Here is an 18,918-nt window from a genome sequence, read left to right on the forward strand (position 1 = left end):
AATAAACTAAACTAAAAATAAATTCAAGTATAATTCTAACATGATTTAGTCTTAATAGTGATTTTGTTTTTTAGGGAGAATTGAGATTTTGCATTCAGATGAATTGTTAGTAGAGATTTTGGTTGAAGAATTGCCCGCACAAGCGTTATTGAATGAATATAAAGAAATGCCTAAAAAACTCCACGCTCTTTTTCAAAAACGCGCTTTAGAAGTGGGAACTATAGAGGTTTTTTACACCCCTAGGCGCTTGTGTTTGTTCATTAAAGACTTTCCTCTTTTAACCCAAGAAACTAAAGAGGAATTTTTTGGGCCTCCGGTTAAAATCGCATGCAATCATCAAGATAAAACGCAAGGGTTGAACGCTCTAGGTTTAGGGTTTTATCAAAAATTAGGGTTAAAGGATCACCAGCATTTCCAAACAGCGTTTAAAAACAATAAAGAAGTGCTTTATCACGCTAAAATCCATGCAAAAGAGCCTACAAAAGACTTAATCATGCCCATTGTGTTAGAGTTTTTAGAGGGTTTGAATTTCGGGAAGTCTATGCGTTGGGGTAATGTGGAAAAAAGCTTTATCAGACCCATTCATAATATTTGCGTGTTGTTTAATGGGGAAAATTTTAACGATATTGAAGTCAAAGAGTATGGCTTTAAAACCAAGCAAGCCACGAAAGCGCACCGACAAGAGAGTTTTGATTTCATCCAAGTGGATAGCCCTAAAGCGTATTTTGAAGTTTTAGAAAAAAACCATGTCATTTTAGATCCTAAAAAGCGCGAAGCTAAAATCTTACAAGAAATTAAAGAGCTAGAAACAAAGCACCACATCATCGTAGAAATAGATAGGGATTTATTAGATGAGGTTGTAGCGATCACGGAATACCCTAGTGCACTTTTAGGGGAGTTTGACAAGGCGTTTTTGAAATTGCCCAGTGAAATCATCATCACTTCCATGAAAGAAAACCAACGCTATTTTGCAGTTTTTAGTCAAAAAAGCCAAGAAGAAAGCCCAACATTGCACAACGGCTTTGTTGTGGTGAGTAACGCTATCAATAAAGACAAGCAAAAAATCATTGCAGGCAACCAAAAGGTTTTAAAAGCCCGCTTGAGCGATGCGGTTTTCTTTTATGAAAACGATCTCAAAAAGCCCTTAGATAACGCCCCTTTAGAGAGCGTGGTTTTTGTGCAAGGTTTAGGGACTTTAAAGGATAAAATGGAGCGCGAATCAACCATCGCTCAATACTTGACGCAAAAATATCTTTCATCTTTAAACATGCCTTTAGAAAAAGCCCTTGAGTTAGTTGGCCGAGCCGTTCAAATCGCTAAGGCGGATTTACTTAGTGAAGTGGTGTATGAATTTAGCGAGCTTCAAGGGATCATGGGCTATTACTACGCTTTAAAACAAAACGAAAACGAGTTAGTCGCCTTGAGCTTGAAAGAGCAGTATTTGCCCGCAAGCGAAAACGCTCCCTTGCCCTCTAGCGTTTTTAGTGCGATCGTGGCTTTGAGCTTGAAATTAGACAGCCTGTTTTCTCTTTTTAGCGCGGGTAAAATCCCTAGCGGTTCTAAAGATCCTTTTGCTTTAAGGCGCTTGAGTTTTGGGCTGTTGAAAATCATCGCGCATTACGGGTTAGAATTTGATTTGAAAGCGGATTTGAAAAACCTCTTTGAAAAAGTGGGCGTTTATCAAAGCTTTGATTTAGAGATTTTAGAGAAGTTTTTACTGGAGCGCTTTCATAATTTAATAGATTGTAACCCCTCTATTATAAGGAGCGTGTTAAACACCAACGAGCGAGACATTGTTAAAATCATTCAAAAAGTCAAAGCCTTAAAACGCTTTTTAGACGATCCTAAGAACGCTCAAAAAAAAGAGTTGCTTTTTAGCGCTTTCAAACGCCTAGCCAATATCAATAAAGACAGAAACCCTAACGAATTAAGCGGGTTTTCTACGAGTCTTTTCAAAGAATCGCAAGAGCATGCCCTTTTTGAAGCGTTCAATGCGATCAAAACGAGCGCTTTTGAGAGTTTGGATAGCAAAATAGAGGCTTATTTTGGTTTGCATGCACCTTTAGAAGAATATTTTAAAAGCGTGCTGGTCATGGATAAAGACATAGAAATCCAAAAAAATCGTAAAAATTTCTTGTGGGGCGTGTATCAAAGTTTCTTAGAGATTGGGGATATTAAAGAAATTGCGATTTAATTTTTTCAAACGCAAAGTCCAGCGTTTTTGTTTGGGGGTAGCTTTTTTAATAAGCGGTGTGGGTGCACTTGATGCGAAAACCTTTACCCTACAAGAGTTTTTTAAAGAAGTGGAAACCAATTCTATGGAACTGATCGGTAAAAAAGCCGATTTTAAAAGCCGTTTGAACGAACAGCGTTCAATCAATGCATGGGATTTTCCCTATATTGATAATGAAACTTCTATGGTGAAAAACTTCCAAGGCATTATAGAAGCGCAACCCAGAACCCTTTTAATAGTAAGACCCAAGCTCCCATGGGTGAGTTCGCTTTTATCCAAAAGCCTTTCTATTAAAACCATTCAATACGATAAAAGCTATCAATTAAATAAAAATCTCGCTTTTATTGGCGCTAAACGCCTTTATTTGACTTACGTGATGACTAAAGAAAAGTATCAGGTGTATGTGCAACGAGAAGCGAATTTTTATTCGCAGCTCAAAATCGCTAAAGAAAAAGTCAAAGCCGGTAGCATGAGCGAAAAGGACTATATCAACTTTAATAATTCTTATTTGGAATCCAAACTCGCTAAAACCAATGTGGAAACCAAACTCATAGATTTAGAAAAAATGCTAGACACGATGCTAGCGATTGTGGAGCCGGTCAAAGAGGGGGCGCATTTTGACACTTATTTAAACCATTTGCATGATGTCAAGGTGATCGGTTTGGATTTTGAATACGTGCATTTAGAGCCTGAAGCTTTAAAGTTTAAATTGGATCGCTCGTTGTATGTGGATATTTTGGATTTGACGGCTAAAGATTATCAGGTGAATGCGAAATTGGCTAATAGAGATGTGTTTAATGCATTTGAATTCGGGATTGGCTCTGAAAGCTATAACTCTTCAACTAATCTTTCTGTAGAAGTGCGTATCCCTTTACCGGTAACGCCTAAAAATATCTATCAAAAGCGTAAATTCTTGGATTTGCAAAGCGGGACGCTCGCGCAAAATGAAGTGATGAAACGAAACATTAGAATCAACGCCAACTCCTACTTAAACCAGCTCAAAACCAAAGAAGCATACATTGAAACCCAAAAAGAAGCCATTGCCAATAAGAAGCGTTTGATGGAAATGGGGCGCATCGCTTATGAAGCTCAAAAAATCGGGCTTTTTGAATACTTGATTTATCAAAATTCTTACATGGACGCTCTTATTACTCTGGCGGAAGCGAAGATTGAATACATTGATATTAGCGCGCTTTTAGAAGAGACTTTAGGGGAGAGTTTGACCAGATTAGGAGAATTGCATTGAAACGAGCGTTATTGTGGCTTATGTTAATGGGCGTTTTTTCAATGGGTGTTTCTTTGGAGGCTAAAGAGTATCCAGAAATTGTTTTAGAAGAAAAAAACTTGCAACCCATGGGGTTAAAGGTGATTAAATTAGATAAAGAGATTTTCAGTAAAGGGCTTCCTTTTAACGCTTATATTGATTTTGATAGCAAGAGTTCTGTGGTGCAGAGCTTGAGTTTTGATGCGTCTGTGGTTGCGGTTTATAAAAGAGAGGGCGAGCAGGTGAAGGCTGGAGATGCGATCTGTGAAGTGAGCTCTATTGATTTGAGCAATTTGTATTTTGAATTGCAAAACAACCAAAATAAATTAAAAATCGCTAAAGATATCACTAAAAAAGATTTAGAGCTTTATAGGGCTGGAGTGATCCCTAAAAGGGAGTATCAAACGAGCTTTCTAGCCAGTGAAGAAATGGGCTTAAAGGTGGAACAATTAGAGAGCGCGTTTAAAAGCTTTGGCGTGGATCCCAAAAACCCTAAAGGGCATTATGGTTTTAGGATTGTGGCTAGCGATAGCGGTCTTTTGGCGTTAGCGCCTAAAAATGTGGGCGAGAAGATTTTAGCTTTCACTAGCTATGTGCGTATTTCAAAAAGCGATGATTTGATCGCTCAAATCAAATTGCCTGTAGGCGTTTCTAAATCCATTAAAAGAGATTCGCCGGTCTATAATGAAGAGGGGGAAAAAATCGGGAAGATCCAAAGCGTTTCGGTGGTTTTAGACAAAGGATCTAACACGATTTTAGCCACCGCCTTATTAGATGAGGGCAATTACCATGTGGGGGAAATGGTAGAAATGTATATTCAAGGCTCTCAACCCAAAGACTCGGTTTTAATCCCTTCAAACGCTTTAATCAGAAACGGAAAGGATTACCTGGTGTTTGTGAGAACGCCTAAAGGTTTTAGGCCTGTGGTGGTTCAAGTTTTAGAAGAACGCAGCAAGATTTTTATCGTGAACGCTCAAAATTTACACCCTAATGACAGCGTGGCAGTGGGGTCATTGATAGGGTTAAAAGGCATGATCAACAATTTAGGGGAAGAATAATGCTCGCTTCCATTATTGAATTTTCCTTACGCCAGCGAATAATCGTGATTGTTGGCGCGATTCTTGTTTTGTTTTTTGGGACTTATAGTTTTATCCACACTCCAGTAGATGCTTTCCCGGATATTTCGCCCACTCAAGTTAAAATCATTTTAAAACTCCCCGGCTCTAGCCCTGAAGAAATGGAAAACAACATCGTGCGCCCTTTAGAATTGGAGCTTTTAGGGCTAAAAGGGCAAAAATCTTTAAGAAGTATTTCAAAATATTCTATTTCAGACATCACGATAGATTTTGATGACAGCGTGGATATTTATTTAGCGAGAAACATTGTTAATGAACGCTTGAGCAGCGTGATGAAAGATTTACCCGTGGGGGTTGAGGGGGGCATGGCGCCCATTGTTACGCCGCTATCAGACATCTTTATGTTCACCATTGATGGCAATATCACTGAGATAGAAAAACGACAGCTTTTAGACTTTGTGATCCGCCCGCAATTAAGAATGATTAGCGGTGTGGCGGATGTCAATTCTATTGGAGGCTTTAGCAGGGCGTTTGTGATCGTGCCGGATTTTAATGACATGGCAAGGCTTGGGGTGAGTATTTCTGATTTAGAATCGGCTGTGAGAGTGAATTTAAGAAACAGCGGAGCGGGGCGCGTGGATAGAGATGGCGAAACCTTTTTAGTCAAAATCCAAACCGCTTCTTTGAGTTTGGAAGACATTGGCAAAATCACCGTTTCCACTAATTTAGGGCATTTGCACATTAAGGATTTTGCAAAAGTCATCAGCCAGTCTCGCACCCGTTTGGGGTTTGTCACTAAAGATGGCGTGGGCGAGACCACAGAGGGCTTAGTGCTTTCTTTAAAAGAAGCCAACACCAAAGAAATCATCACTCAAGTGTATCAAAAATTAGAAGAATTAAAACCCCTTTTACCGAGCGGCGTGTCCATTAATGTTTTTTATGATCGCTCAGAATTCACGCAAAAAGCCATTGCCACTGTTTCTAAAACCCTCATTGAAGCCGTTGTTTTAATTATCATCACGCTCTTTTTATTTTTAGGGAATTTGAGGGCGAGCGTGGCTGTGGGGGTGATTTTACCCTTAAGCTTGTCCGTGGCGTTTATTTTTATCAAGTTTAGCGATCTGACTTTAAATTTGATGAGTTTAGGGGGGTTGGTTATCGCTATAGGCATGCTCATTGATTCAGCCGTGGTGGTGGTGGAAAACGCTTTTGAAAAATTGAGTGCTAACACTAAAACCACTAAACTCCATGCGATCTATCGCTCTTGCAAAGAAATCGCCGTTTCAGTGGTGAGCGGGGTGGTGATTATTATTGTGTTTTTTGTGCCGATTCTAACCTTGCAGGGGTTAGAGGGCAAGATGTTTAGGCCTTTAGCGCAAAGCATTGTGTATGCGCTTTTAGGCACTTTAGTTTTATCCATCACTATCATTCCTGTAGTCAGCTCTCTTGTCTTAAAAGCCACGCCCCATAGCGAAACCTTTTTAACGAGGTTTTTAAATAAAATCTACGCCCCTTTATTGGAATTTTTTGTGCATAACCCTAAAAAAGTGATTTTAGGAGCGTTTGTTTTTTTAATCGCAAGCCTTTCTTTATTCCCTTTTGTGGGGAAGAATTTCATGCCCGCTTTAGATGAGGGCGATGTGGTTTTGAGCGTGGAAACCACCCCTTCTATTTCTTTAGATCAATCTAAAGATCTCATGTTAAACATTGAGAGCGCGATTAAAAAGCATGTCAAGGAAGTTAAAAGCATTGTCGCGCGCACAGGGAGCGATGAATTGGGGCTGGATTTGGGGGGATTGAATCAAACCGATACTTTTATTTCCTTTATTCCTAAAAAAGAATGGAGCGTTAAAACCAAAGATGAATTATTAGAAAAAATCATGGATTCTTTAAAAGACTTTAAGGGGATTAACTTTTCTTTCACCCAACCCATTGAAATGAGGATTTCTGAAATGCTTACAGGGGTTAGGGGGGATTTAGCGGTTAAGATTTTTGGAGATGATATTAGCACCTTAAACGAGTTGAGTTTTCAAATCGCGCAAGCTTTAAAAGGGATTAAAGGCTCTAGTGAAGTTTTAACCATGCTCAATGAGGGCGTGAATTATTTGTATGTAACCCCTAATAAAGAAGCGATGGCGAATGTGGGGATCACTAGCGATGAATTTTCCAAGTTTTTAAAATCCGCTTTAGAGGGCTTAGTTGTAGATGTGATCCCTACAGGGATTTCACGCACGCCAGTGATGATCCGCCAAGAGAGCGATTTTGCAAGCTCTATCACTAAAATCAAAAGTTTAGCCTTGACTTCCAAATATGGCGTTTTAGTGCCTATCACTTCTATCGCCAAAATTGAAGAAGTGGATGGCCCTGTTTCTATCGTGCGTGAAAATTCAATGCGCATGAGCGTGGTTCGCAGTAATGTGGTGGGGCGCGATTTGAATTCCTTTGTAGAAGAGGCTAAAAAAGTGATCGCTCAAAACATCAAGCTCCCTCCTAGCTACTATATCACTTATGGGGGGCAGTTTGAAAACCAGCAACGGGCCAATAAAAGGCTTTCTACCGTTATCCCTTTAAGCATCTTAGCGATTTTTTTCATTCTTTTTTTCACTTTTAAAAGCATTCCTTTAGCCTTGCTCATTCTTTTGAATATCCCTTTTGCGGTTACCGGAGGTCTTATTGCGTTGTTTGCGGTAGGGGAGTATATTTCCGTGCCAGCGAGCGTGGGCTTTATCGCTCTTTTTGGGATTGCGGTTTTAAATGGCGTGGTGATGATAGGCTATTTTAAAGAGCTTCTCTTGCAAGGAAAAAGCGTAGAAGAATGCGTTTTATTGGGCGCTAAAAGGCGTTTGAGACCGGTTTTAATGACCGCTTGCATTGCCGGTTTGGGTTTGCTCCCTTTATTATTTTCTCATAGCGTAGGATCAGAAGTCCAAAAACCTTTAGCGATCGTGGTGCTTGGAGGCTTGGTTACCTCAAGCGCTCTAACCTTACTCTTACTACCGCCTATGTTTATGCTCATCGCTAAAAAGATTAAAATCAATTAAGGGATTTTACATGCTCGCTTTAGAAATTTATATTGATATTTGCTTGAAAGACGCTTTAATAGATTATTTATTTGAAAAAGGTTTTGATGATTTTTTTTATGTGGAATGCTATAAATACGCCGCTTCTTCGCTGCTTTTAAGCCAAAAAGAGCAGGTGAGCGGGCGCAAGGATTACGCTAAATTCAAGCTTTTTTTAAGCGATGAGATCGCTTTATCTCTAGCCCAAGCTTTAAAAAACCAGTTCGCTTCTAAAGAAATGAAATTGTTTTATTCTCAAACGCATGGGTTGTAAAACGCATGGGTTATCAAACGAAATTCTAAGTAAAAACATGCTATAACACAAACCAATAAAGGAGTTAAAATGTATGCTGTAACTTTTGATCTTGACACCAATTGCTTGAATGAAAACGCAGTGAATCTGTCAAAAGTTTATTCTGATATTCGTAAATTCATGGAACAACACGGCTTTAAATGGCAACAAGGTAGCGTGTATTTTGGCGATGAGACCATCAACGCTGTTACTTGCGTCGCTACGGTGCAAATTTTAGCTAAGCAAGTACCATGTTTTGCGGATTGTGTTAAAGATGTCAGAATGTTAAAAATAGAAGAAAACAACGATTTGATGCCGGCTATTAAAATCGTTTTATAAGTATAGCTCTTGCGAGTTTTGACAAACAAGACAAGAGGATCTCACGCTATTTGACGCAATCAAAAATCATTCATTTTGTCGTATTAACTCTAACCCATAAAAATCAAGTATAATACCAACTATTAAATGGTGCTAGGAGTTTGTAATGACTGTTATTCTTACTTAAAAATCCGCTTTCTCTCTCTAGTCAGCCGTTTTATCTTTTCACCCTCATATAAACCCATATTTTAGGGATTTTTGCGTCTGATTTAGTTTTTAATTTTTAGATTTTAATTTTTAATTACAAAGGATTGGTAATGATTTTACGTGCACAGACAAATTTTGTGGAGTTTTTAGAACAGGTTTTAGAAGTTTTAAAAGAAGTGGAGATCGATAAAACAGAATGCTCCACTCTTTTAGCAAGCATTCAAAAACAACAGCTAGTGATACCCGTTGTGGGGAATTTCAGCACAGGCAAAAGCACGCTATTAAACCGCTTTTTAGGCAGTAGCGTTTTGCCTACCGGTATCACGCCAGAGACTTCTTTAGCCACTGAGTTGCACTATAGCGCTAACGAACGCATAGAGGCTTTTTCAAACAATGATGAAAAAGCAGAGAGTTTTGAACTGAATGAGCAAAGTTTTGAGGTTATTAAAGAGAATGCGTCTAAGTATTCCTACCTTAAAGTTTATTTGAATAATGAAGCTTTGAAAAACAGTGCTCCTTTAGTGTTTGTGGATATGCCAGGCTTTGATAGCCTTATTTCAAGCCACACCCATGCCATTTTGGAATATTTAGAAAGGGGCGTGCATTTTGTCATTCTTGCAAGCGTAGAAGAGAGCAATCTCACCAAACGCATGGTTAGGGAATTAAAAAACCTTTTAGAGTTTGACAAAGGCCTTAGCTTTATTTTGAGTAAAACGAATTTAAGAACGCCTTCACAAGTAGAAGAGGTTTCTCATTATATTGAAGAGCAAATCCAGGATCACCTTGATTTGACAACGCATCTTATTTATTCTAATAAAGACAACAACGCTCTTTTAGAGGTAGCGGATAAAATAGACGCTGAAAAGCTTTTTAGCGCTTTGTATTTGGAACGATTGAAGTTTTTAAATTCCCAGTTACAAAACAGCCTAAAAAGCGTGATTGAAAGCTTTGATTATTCTAAAGAAAAGGCTTTAGAAGAAATACAAGCTTTGGATTTGAGCGTTAAAGACATTGAAAAAACCTATGAAAAATTAAGGGCTAATTTAGAAGAAGAATATTCTAGCGTGGCTTGGGATCGGTGGTTAAAAAAGTAGTAGAAGAGGTCAGGGAGCAAAAATCCTATTTAGCCTCTTTAATCAACAAGCCTAACGAGTTCAATAGCGAAATAGAAAGCATCATGCAACAAAGCTTGATCAAAAACGCTAAATTAGAGATTGAAAAGATCAACCTTTCTTTTTCAAAAGATTTTTGCGCGGAATTTGAAAGCCTAAATAACACGCAGCTTTCTAGCGGTTTTTCTGTAAATTTAGAGCATAGCCTTGAACTAGGGATCAACGCCTTAAGCGTGATTTTATCCAAGAACCCGGTTACAAGACCCTTCGCGCTGATTTTGCAAGGGTTAAAACCTCTTTTAAAAGAATTATTGACTTTGTTGCCTAATATCATCGCTTCATTCTTTAGAAACGAGGAAAAAGAGCGGGCGAAATTAGAAAATCTGATTGAAGTCAAAGTGATACCAGAGGTTCAATACAATCTTAAAAAAGTTTTACCGGGCTTGTTTAATGAATGCTTGGAAAATTCCCTAAAAGGTTTAAAAGATCGGTGCGAACTAGAAATCACGCATAAAAAACAAGAAATCGCGCTCGCGCAAACAGAAAAAGAAAAACACCTAAACGATCTAGAAGTGCAAAAACAAATCTTAGAAAATAAGATCAACGCTTTAAGCGATCTAGAACAACAATATTTAAAGGATCAACAATGAACGCGCAAGAAATCATCAAAAAAAGCGCTTTAATTGAAAAAACGCTACAAGAACAAGGTTTGCAAGAAAGAGCGAAGCCTTTTATGAGTGATAACTCTGTGATTAAAACCGAAGAGCTAGAGAAAACGCTAAAAGAAATGCAGGCTGAAGGTAGGGATCTTAAAGTCGGTATCATCGGACGCGTGAAAGCGGGCAAAAGCTCGCTCTTGAACGCTTTGATTTTTGAGGGTGTAGAGGTTTTACCCAAAGCGGCAACGCCCATGACCGCTAGCCTTACTGTTTTAAAATACGCCAATACTCTGAACGCTGAAGTGGAGTTTTATAGCCCAAAGGATATTGCAGAGCTTAAAAACGAACATGAAAGGTATGTAAGGGAGTTTAACAGGATTGTTGATGAAGAAGTCAAAAAGCAAAAAGAAAAACAGAGTCTTTCAAACAGAGCTAAAGAGGGAATTAAGAATCTTAGCAACATGCTTAACATAAACAAAAGCCATGAAGCAGCGCCTAAAGAGAATATTTTAAGCGATGAAGAAATAGTAAAAAGGGCTGAAAGGATCGCTAAAGATAAATTAAAAGGGGACGAAAAACTCGTTTCATCACACGATCAATACGAAAAAATAAAAAAAAGCGGATTGTTCAACACGGAAAAATTGGATCCGCGCATTCAAGCCAACAGCCTACAAGAGCTGAATCAAAAATTGCTCCAATTCGTGGGCGCGGACGGGAAGTATATGCCCTGCACTAAAGCGGTGCGAATTTCTTTGAATAACCCCAATCTTAAAGATTTGGAAGTGATTGACACCCCGGGCGTGAATGATCCCATCGCTTCCAGAGAAGAGCGCACCAAAGCCTTATTGAAAGATTGCGATGTGGTGTTTATTGTAAGCCCTTCTAATCAGTTTTTAACAGATAGCGATATGAGTTTGTTTGACAGGGTTTCTAACAAAGAAGGCCTTCAAGAAATTTATTTTGTGGCAAGCCAAGCCGACAGCACCGTTGGCTCTATGAGTGAAGTGGAAAAATCTCGCCAACACCTCCCTACAGCCTTAGAAAACGCGCAAAAATCCCTTTCATCTCAATTAAAAGGTTATGCGGATGACAATAATTACCGACTCCAACTAGACTACTCTTTAAAAAACCTAATAGAGCTTAAAAGATTTAAAGAAGCAATGAATGAAAGTTATCAATCTGATTTAAACGATGAGAAGCTTCAAAACGATTTGCGGGAGTGGAGGGATCTAAAAAATACACCGGAAGAAGAAAACTACAGAGAGTTTGAAGAAATCAAAAAAATGGCACTGTATTTTAGGGATTATTACATGTTTTGCTTGGATTGGTATGATTTGAGCCAAGAAAAAATCCAAGAATATAGAGATTTGATAGATCGTCGTAATGAAATGCTCCAATTAGACTATTCTTTAAGAAATTTATCAATACTTAAAGGATACAAAGAAAGAAATGAGAAAGCTTATCAAGATTACTTAAACGATGAGGAGCTTCAAAACGATTTGCGGAAGTGGAAAAATGGCGATAAGCCAGGCTTTTTTGAAAGCCTTTTTAATGATTTGTTTGGCAAATAAGAAAAACAGCAATTAAGAATTTAAAAATGCTGAAAGCATTTTTTATAATCAAAATAAAAGAGCTTGCGTCAAGCAAGCGATAACCCCTTGAAGCGGTATTCTTGGGTTAGGGGGATACTTAAGGGGGTTAAGGGGGAGAGTTAAGTGCAAAATACCCCCCTATCCCCTTAAACAATGAGTTTAAGGTAAAGTAACCAAAATCCCATTTTTTAAAATTTAAAAAATTTTTTAAACTACCCTATTTTTAATCAAAGACAGCGTTTTGAATGTAAGGGCTATTTTAAACTTATTATTGTAAAATGGTGAGTTTTACAATCAATGAGATTAGGAATTTAATGGAAATTGCAGTATTTGGTGGCGGGGCGTGGGGGAGGGCTTTAGCCTTTGCTTTTGGAGAAAAGAATGAAGTCAAAATCATTTCAAGGCGCGATCTAAACGAGCCGTTAAAAAAGCTCAATGACGCCTTGATTTCTAAAGGTTCTGCCCCCATAGAGCAAGTGGATTTACAAAGAGGCTTAAAAGCCGCACTCTATGTGATCGCTATTAGCGTGCAGCACTTAAGGGAATGGTTTCAAAACGCTTCTTTACCCAAAAACGCTAAAGTTTTAATCGCTTCTAAAGGGATAGAGGTTTTAAACAGGGCGTTTGTGAGCGAGATCGCAAAGGATTTTATCGATCTTAATTCTTTGTGTTTTTTAGCGGGTCCTAGTTTTGCGGCTGAAATCATTCAAGGCCTGCCTTGTGCGTTAGTCATTCATTCTAATAATCAGGCTTTAGCGCTAGAATTTGCCAATAAAACCCCCTCTTTTATCAGAGCCTACGCCCAACAAGACATCATAGGGGGCGAAATCGCTGGGGCGTATAAAAATGTGATAGCCATTGCGGGGGGGGTTTGTGATGGCTTGAAATTAGGCAATAGCGCTAAAGCGAGTTTATTATCTAGAGGTTTGGTGGAAATGCAACGCTTTGGGGCGTTCTTTGGGGGCAAAACAGAGACTTTTTTAGGGCTTTCTGGGGCTGGGGATTTGTTTTTAACCGCTAATTCTATTTTATCCAGGAATTATCGTGTGGGCTTGGGGCTAGCCCAAAACAAGCCTTTAGAGGTGGTTTTAGAAGAATTGGGCGAAGTGGCTGAGGGGGTGAAAACGACCAACGCCATTGTGGAAATCGCTAGAAAATACGGCATTTATACGCCCATTGCGAGCGAACTAGCCTTGCTTTTAAAGGGTAAGAGTGTGCTAGAGAGCATGAACGATTTGATCAGACGCGCTTAATAAGGAAAGAGAGCATGCAAGATTTTTCAAGTTTATTATTAAAATTACAAGAGTATTGGAAAGATCAAGGCTGTTTGGTGATCCAGCCTTATGATATTCCTGCAGGAGCTGGGACATTCCACCCGGCCACGCTTTTAAGGAGTTTGGATAAAAAGCCGTGGAATGTGGCGTATGTCGCGCCCTCTAGAAGGCCAACGGACGGGCGCTATGGGGAAAACCCTAACCGCTTGGGGAGTTATTACCAATTTCAGGTGGTCATCAAGCCAAGCCCTTCTAATATTCAGGAACTGTATTTAAAAAGCTTAGAAGTGTTAGGGATAAACCTTAATGAGCATGATATACGATTTGTAGAAGACAATTGGGAGAGTCCGACTTTGGGGGCATGGGGGCTTGGCTGGGAAGTGTGGCTTGATGGCATGGAGGTTACGCAATTCACTTATTTCCAGCAAGTGGGGGGCATTCTTTGTAACCCTATCCCGGTGGAGATCACTTATGGCTTAGAAAGATTGGCGATGTATGTGCAAAAAGTGGAAAATATCCTAGAGATTGAATGGGCTAAAAACAATCATGACAGCGTGCGTTATGCGCAAGTGCATTTAGAAAGCGAATACGAATTCAGCAAGTATCATTTTGAAACAGCGAGCGTGAAAAGGCTGTTAGAAATGTTTAAAAACGCTCAAGCCGAAGCCTTGCATTGCTTGGAAAACAAGCTCCCCTTGCCGGCTTATGATTTTGTGATGCTATGCTCGCATTTTTTCAATATTTTAGACGCTAGAAAAGCGATTTCGGTGGCTGAAAGGCAAAATTATATTTTACAAATTAGGGATTTAGCCAAAGGGTGTGCGCTTCTTTATAAAGAGCAAGAAGAAGAGAGGGAAGAGCGTTTAAAAAACGCTTTAACAAAGGCTTAAAATGGCGTTAGTTAAGGAAGTGTTGGGAGTTTTGAATCGCCTTTCGCCTTTTGAACTTCAAGAATCGTGGGATAATAGCGGGTTAAATGTGGGGAGTGGAAATAGTGAATTTAGCGAGATTATCGCATGCTTAGAAATCACGCTTCAAATCGCTCTAAACGCTCCCAAAAACGCCCTAATCATCACGCACCACCCTTTAATTTTCAAGCCCTTAAAAACGCTAAATGATGAGGCTTATCCGGGGAATATTTTAAAAATCCTAATCCAAAAAAACATTTCAGTCATCAGCATGCACACGAATTTTGACAAAACGCATTTAAACAAGCATTTCGCTAGCGCGCTTTTAGGGTTTGATGGCTTGATGGAAAAAGGCCTTATGCTAGTGAAAGAAAACGCTAATATAGAATTTGATGCGCTTGTAGAAAGGATTAAATCTTCTTTAGGGGTGGGACAATTAGCATGCGTCAAAAGTTCTCAAACCATTAAAGATCTAGCGTTTGTGTGCGGGGCGGGAGCGTCCATGTTTTCTTCTTTAAAAGCGCAAAGCTGTTTAATTACAGGCGATGTGAAATACCACGACGCTATGATCGCTCAATCTTTAGGGATAAGCTTGATTGACGCCACGCATTATTATAGCGAAAGGGGTTTTGCGCTGATTGTGGCTGAAATTTTGCATTCTTTTAATTATTTGGTTACAATAGAGAATTTTAAAAACCCCTTGCAAATCATTTAAAGGAAAGCGATGAACACCCATCTCAAACAATTGATTGAAATTTCGCATTTGGATAAAGAAATTGACTCCTTAGAGCCATTGATCAGAGAAAAACGAAAAGACTTGGATAAAGCCTTGAATGATAAAGAAGCTAAAAATAAAGCGATTTTGAATTTAGAAGAGGAAAAATTAGCCCTAAAATTACAGGTTTCTAAAAACGAGCAAACCTTACAAGACACGAACGCTAAAATCGCTAGCATTCAAAAGAAAATGAGTGAGATCAAATCCGAAAGGGAGTTGCGCTCTTTAAACATTGAAGAAGATATTGCTAAAGAGCGATCCAACCAAGCTAACAGAGAAATTGAAAACCTGCAAAATGAAATCAAGCGCAAAAGCGAAAAACAAGAGAATTTGAAAAAAGAAATGCTAGAGCTTGAAAAATTAGTGCTGGAATTAGAAAGCTTAGTGGAAAACGAAGTTAAAAACATCAAAGAAACCCAACAAATCATCTTTAAAAAGAAAGAAGAACTCGTGGAAAAAACCGAGCCTAAAATCTATAGCTTTTATGAAAGGATCAGAAGATGGGCGAAAAACACGAGCATTGTAACGATCAAAAAACAGGCTTGTGGGGGTTGTTTCATTAGATTGAACGATAAGATTTATACCGAAGTGCTAACGAGTGGGGATATGATCACTTGCCCGTATTGCGGGCGTATTTTATACGCTGAGGGCGCGTATGAAAACAGCGCTCAACCTCCAAAAGAAAGCCAAGAAGAAAGCCAAGAATTAGTTTGATTGTTTAAGTTTTTCTACCTTTTATTTTTAACTTTGGGGCATCTTTTTGGTGCGCCTTTCATCTTTTTTTGGAGCTTTAAGGAAAAATACCGCCATTCTTTAAAAGCCCGTTTTTTTCTCAAAGACAATCTTTTAAAAAGCGAGCCGGTTTTTTGGTTTCATGCATGCTCTTATGGGGAGGTCAAATCTTTAGAGCCGATCATTCAAGCTTTGAAAGAGCCGATTTTAATTAGCGTTACCACTAATACCGGCTTTGAATTAGCCGCTCAAACTTATCGGCATTCTAAGCATATAGAAGTGCGCTACTTGCCTTTTGAAACCCTATTATTTGCATGGAAAAAAAACTTAAAACGCTTAAAAACTTTGGTGGTTACAGAAGCGGAATTGTGGTTTAATGTGTTTGACACGGCTCAAAAATTAGGGGCAAAAACCATGCTCATTAACGCTCGCATCAGCGTTCGTTCCTACCCTAAATACCAGCGTTTTTCTTTCTTTTATGCGCTTTTATTCAAACGCATTGATTTGATTTTAGCACAAAGCAAGGACGATAAAAAGCGCTTGTTGAATCTAGGGGCAAAAAAAGTGGTGGATTTTTTGAATATCAAGCGTTTTTCAAAGCCCCTAATCGCTTCGTTTTACCCTAAAAACCCAAGCGCTTTAAACATTGTTTTAGCCAGCACGCATGAGGGCGAAGAGGAATTAGGGTTAAAAGCGTTTTTGGAGTTCAAAAAGACTTTTAAAAACGCAAGACTGATTGTTGTGCCGCGCCACCCGGAGCGTTTTAAAAGCGTGCAAAATTTGTTGCAAGATATTTTAAAAACGACGCCTTTTAGTTTGGAGTGTTTTTCTTCAAAGGGTTTTGTGGAATGCGATATTTTGTTAGTGGATAGGTTAGGGGAATTGAATAACTTCTATGCGATCGCAGATATTGTCATTTTAGGGGGTTCGTTTGTCAAAATGGGGGGGCATAACCCTTTAGAGCCGGCGTTTTTTAATGTGCGCCTAATCACAGGGGAGTATCTTTTCAACCAAGTAGCGTTGTTTGAACTAGTCAAGCCTTATAAAATCGTTCCAAAAGAGGATCTGTTAGACGCTCTCTTAGATTACAAAAATTTAGGCGTGGCGCGTTTTTTAGAAAACGGGCATGATTTAAACGAATTGCTCGCTTTCATTAAACATTAAAAAGGATAAACATGGAAAAAGCTTATAAAATATTGAGCGTTCAAGAAAACATTTCGCATAAAAAAGCCAAAGCTTTGATTGATTTGGGGTTAGTGAGTATAGGGGGGAAGAAATTGATGGTCGCCAGAAAGGAATTACCTAAAAACACACGCTTTAATGTCCAAAAAATTGAAAAACCCAGCGTGATTTTTGAAGATGAAAACATTCTAGCCCTTTTTAAACCCCCTTTTATAGAGAGCTATGATTTAGTCTCTTTTTTCAAAGGTTGGGTTTTGTTGCACCGCTTGGATAAAGAAACAAGCGGGGTGATTTTATTGGTGAAAGAAAATTCAGAATTCCATTTAAAAGCTAAAAAGGCTTTTAAAGACAGGGTGGTTAAAAAGGAGTATTTAGCTCTCGTTCAAGGGATTGTAGAAGAAGAGCGAGAAATCAACGCCCCCATTCTTACGATTAAAACCACTAAAGCGTTTAGCAAGATCTCTAAAAAAGGGCAAGAAGCGGTTACGATCATCACGCCCTTAAAAATTATCAACAAAAAAACCCTTTTAAAAGTGGGGATCAAAACCGGAAGAACCCACCAAATCAGAGTCCATTTAAAGCATATCAACCACCCCATTATAGGCGATACGCTTTATAATAACGAGACAGGTTCCGCCAAACGCTTGATGCTCCATGCGCATAAAATCGCGCTACTAGGGTATGAATTTGAAGCGATCGCTCCTAAAGAATTTGAAATTTAAGGATTGATCATGAACGCTTGGAATACGATTTATGATCAATTTAACCCTATCGCTTTTAGTCTTGGCAGTATTGAAGTGCATTGGTATGGTTTGGCGTATGCGTGTGCGATTGTTATCGCATTTTACATGGCGTTACGAATGATCCAAAAAGACCCCAAGCGATTCCCCATTGAAAGGAAAGAATTTGAGAGTTATTTTCTATGGGCGGAGCTTGGCATTGTGCTAGGGGCAAGGATAGGATACATTCTCATTTATGAGCCTAATTCCAGCTATTATTTGACGCATTTTTGGCAAATCTTTAACCCCTTTGATAGCCATGGGAATTTTGTAGGCATTCGTGGGATGAGCTATCATGGGGGGTTGGTGGGGTTTTTGATCGCTTCGTATCTTTATAGCCGTAAGGATTTGAAAAAGCTTTTGATTTATTTGGATTTGATTGCGATCAGCCTGCCTTTAGGGTATGTTTTTGGGAGGATTGGGAATTTTTTAAACCAGGAGCTTGTGGGGAGGGTTGTCCCCAAAGACAGCCATTTAGGGCAAATCATAGGCATTATGGTGGATAATCAATTGCGTTATCCCAGCCAATTGATTGAAGCGTTTTTAGAGGGGGTTATCGTGTTTTTAATGGTGATGTGGGCTAAAAAACACACCAAAACGCATGGGTTGCTGATTGTGGTTTATGGCTTGGGGTATTCCTTGATGCGCTTTATTGCGGAATTTTACAGAGAGCCGGATAGCCAATTAGGGGTTTATTTTTTAAATTTGAGCATGGGGCAGATTTTAAGCTTACTTATGGTAATTGTTTCATTAGGGATTTTATTGTATGCTACAAAAATTCTAAAAAAATAAAGGAAAATCAATGAAATTTTTGGATCAAGAAAAAAGAAGACAATTGCTAAACGAGCACCATTCTTGCAAGATGTTTGATAGCCATTATGAGTTTTCTAGCGAAGAATTAGAAGAAATCGCTGAAATCGCCAGACTATCGCCAAGCTCTTACAACACGCAACCATGGCATTTTGTGATGGTTACTAATAAGGATTTAAAAAATCAAATTGCAGCGCACAGCTACTTTAATGAAGAAATGATTAAAAGCACTTCAGCGTTAATGGTGGTATGCTCTTTAAGACCCAGCGAGTTGTTGCCCACGGGTCATTACATGCAAAACCTTTATTCGGAGTCTTATAAAGTTAGAGTGATCCCCTCTTTCGCTCAAATGCTTGGCGTGAGATTCAACCACAGCATGCAAAAATTAGAAAGCTATATTTTAGAGCAATGCTATATCGCTGTGGGGCAAATTTGCATGGGCGTGAGCTTAATGGGGTTGGATAGTTGCATTATTGGGGGCTTTGATCCTTTAAAAGTGGGCGAGATTTTAGAAGAGCGTATCAATAAGCCTAAAATCGCATGCTTGATCGCTTTGGGTAAGAGGGTGGCAGAAGCGAGCCAAAAATCAAGAAAATCAAAGATTGCTGCAATTACTTGGTTGTGATTAAACAAAATCAAAAATTTT

The 18,918-nt window shown here is 38.9% G+C and carries 15 protein-coding genes and 1 pseudogene; all 16 read left to right on the forward strand.

Features of this window, described 5'->3' with window-relative positions:
- The first annotated feature begins 88 nt into the window (after positions 1 to 88).
- The 16 genes and pseudogenes from glyS to rdxA all read left to right on the forward strand — a co-directional run bounded on the left by glyS (position 89) and on the right by rdxA (position 18,897).
- A complete protein-coding gene (gene glyS / locus CXY28_RS05245; protein ID WP_100979815.1) occupies positions 89 to 2,194 on the forward strand; it encodes a glycine--tRNA ligase subunit beta in 2,106 nt (701 codons plus the stop codon).
- Entirely contained in the window at positions 2,184 to 3,479 is a 1,296-nt protein-coding gene (locus CXY28_RS05250) for a TolC family protein (RefSeq protein WP_198542621.1), read from the forward strand. The genes glyS and CXY28_RS05250 overlap by 11 nt, the downstream gene beginning before the upstream one ends.
- Positions 3,476 to 4,555, forward strand: a complete 1,080-nt coding sequence (locus CXY28_RS05255; RefSeq protein WP_100979817.1) for an efflux RND transporter periplasmic adaptor subunit — start codon at positions 3,476 to 3,478, stop codon at positions 4,553 to 4,555. Before CXY28_RS05250 ends, CXY28_RS05255 begins: the two co-directional genes overlap by 4 nt.
- The gene (locus CXY28_RS05260) at positions 4,555 to 7,614 is read left to right on the forward strand and encodes an efflux RND transporter permease subunit (RefSeq protein ID WP_198542622.1); all 3,060 of its coding nucleotides are present in this window, start codon (positions 4,555 to 4,557) and stop codon (positions 7,612 to 7,614) included. The genes CXY28_RS05255 and CXY28_RS05260 overlap by 1 nt, the downstream gene beginning before the upstream one ends.
- A gap of 10 nt (positions 7,615 to 7,624) precedes the next feature.
- The gene (locus CXY28_RS05265; protein ID WP_000880314.1) at positions 7,625 to 7,906 is read left to right on the forward strand and encodes a DUF3240 family protein; all 282 of its coding nucleotides are present in this window, start codon (positions 7,625 to 7,627) and stop codon (positions 7,904 to 7,906) included.
- A gap of 69 nt (positions 7,907 to 7,975) precedes the next feature.
- The gene (locus tag CXY28_RS05270) at positions 7,976 to 8,263 is read left to right on the forward strand and encodes a virulence associated protein D (vapD) (protein ID WP_015644500.1); all 288 of its coding nucleotides are present in this window, start codon (positions 7,976 to 7,978) and stop codon (positions 8,261 to 8,263) included.
- 296 nt (positions 8,264 to 8,559) lie between these two features.
- Positions 8,560 to 10,211: pseudogene (locus tag CXY28_RS05275) on the forward strand (dynamin family protein).
- Entirely contained in the window at positions 10,208 to 11,791 is a 1,584-nt protein-coding gene (locus CXY28_RS05280; protein ID WP_232779986.1) for a dynamin family protein, read from the forward strand. The pseudogene CXY28_RS05275 and the gene CXY28_RS05280 overlap by 4 nt, the downstream one beginning before the upstream one ends.
- A gap of 335 nt (positions 11,792 to 12,126) precedes the next feature.
- Positions 12,127 to 13,065: an NAD(P)H-dependent glycerol-3-phosphate dehydrogenase gene (locus CXY28_RS05285; protein ID WP_100979821.1), complete on the forward strand. Its 939-nt coding sequence runs from the start codon at positions 12,127 to 12,129 to the stop codon at positions 13,063 to 13,065.
- A gap of 14 nt (positions 13,066 to 13,079) precedes the next feature.
- Complete coding sequence (gene glyQ, locus CXY28_RS05290; protein WP_100979823.1) at positions 13,080 to 13,976, forward strand: glycine--tRNA ligase subunit alpha; 897 nt, start codon at positions 13,080 to 13,082, stop codon at positions 13,974 to 13,976.
- Position 13,977: 1 nt separating this feature from the next.
- The gene (locus CXY28_RS05295; protein ID WP_100979825.1) at positions 13,978 to 14,709 is read left to right on the forward strand and encodes a GTP cyclohydrolase I; all 732 of its coding nucleotides are present in this window, start codon (positions 13,978 to 13,980) and stop codon (positions 14,707 to 14,709) included.
- A gap of 9 nt (positions 14,710 to 14,718) precedes the next feature.
- Positions 14,719 to 15,483 (forward strand): zinc ribbon domain-containing protein, encoded by a 765-nt coding sequence (locus CXY28_RS05300; RefSeq protein WP_100979827.1) that lies wholly within the window; start codon positions 14,719 to 14,721, stop codon positions 15,481 to 15,483.
- Positions 15,484 to 16,665 carry a lipid IV(A) 3-deoxy-D-manno-octulosonic acid transferase gene (gene waaA / locus CXY28_RS05305; protein WP_100979828.1) on the forward strand — a complete coding sequence of 394 codons (1,182 nt, stop codon included), beginning with the start codon at positions 15,484 to 15,486 and terminating at the stop codon, positions 16,663 to 16,665. It begins immediately after the preceding gene.
- Between the two features lie 11 nt (positions 16,666 to 16,676).
- Complete coding sequence (locus CXY28_RS05310) at positions 16,677 to 17,405, forward strand: RluA family pseudouridine synthase (RefSeq protein ID WP_100979829.1); 729 nt, start codon at positions 16,677 to 16,679, stop codon at positions 17,403 to 17,405.
- A 9-nt stretch (positions 17,406 to 17,414) separates the two neighbouring features.
- Positions 17,415 to 18,254, forward strand: a complete 840-nt coding sequence (gene lgt, locus CXY28_RS05315; RefSeq protein ID WP_100979830.1) for a prolipoprotein diacylglyceryl transferase — start codon at positions 17,415 to 17,417, stop codon at positions 18,252 to 18,254.
- A gap of 10 nt (positions 18,255 to 18,264) precedes the next feature.
- Positions 18,265 to 18,897, forward strand: a complete 633-nt coding sequence (rdxA, locus tag CXY28_RS05320) for an oxygen-insensitive NAD(P)H-dependent oxidoreductase RdxA (RefSeq protein ID WP_100979831.1) — start codon at positions 18,265 to 18,267, stop codon at positions 18,895 to 18,897.
- Positions 18,898 to 18,918: the final 21 nt, after the last annotated feature.

Source organism: Helicobacter pylori, assembly GCF_002832345.1.
Classification (GTDB): Bacteria; Campylobacterota; Campylobacteria; order Campylobacterales; family Helicobacteraceae; genus Helicobacter; species Helicobacter pylori_CP.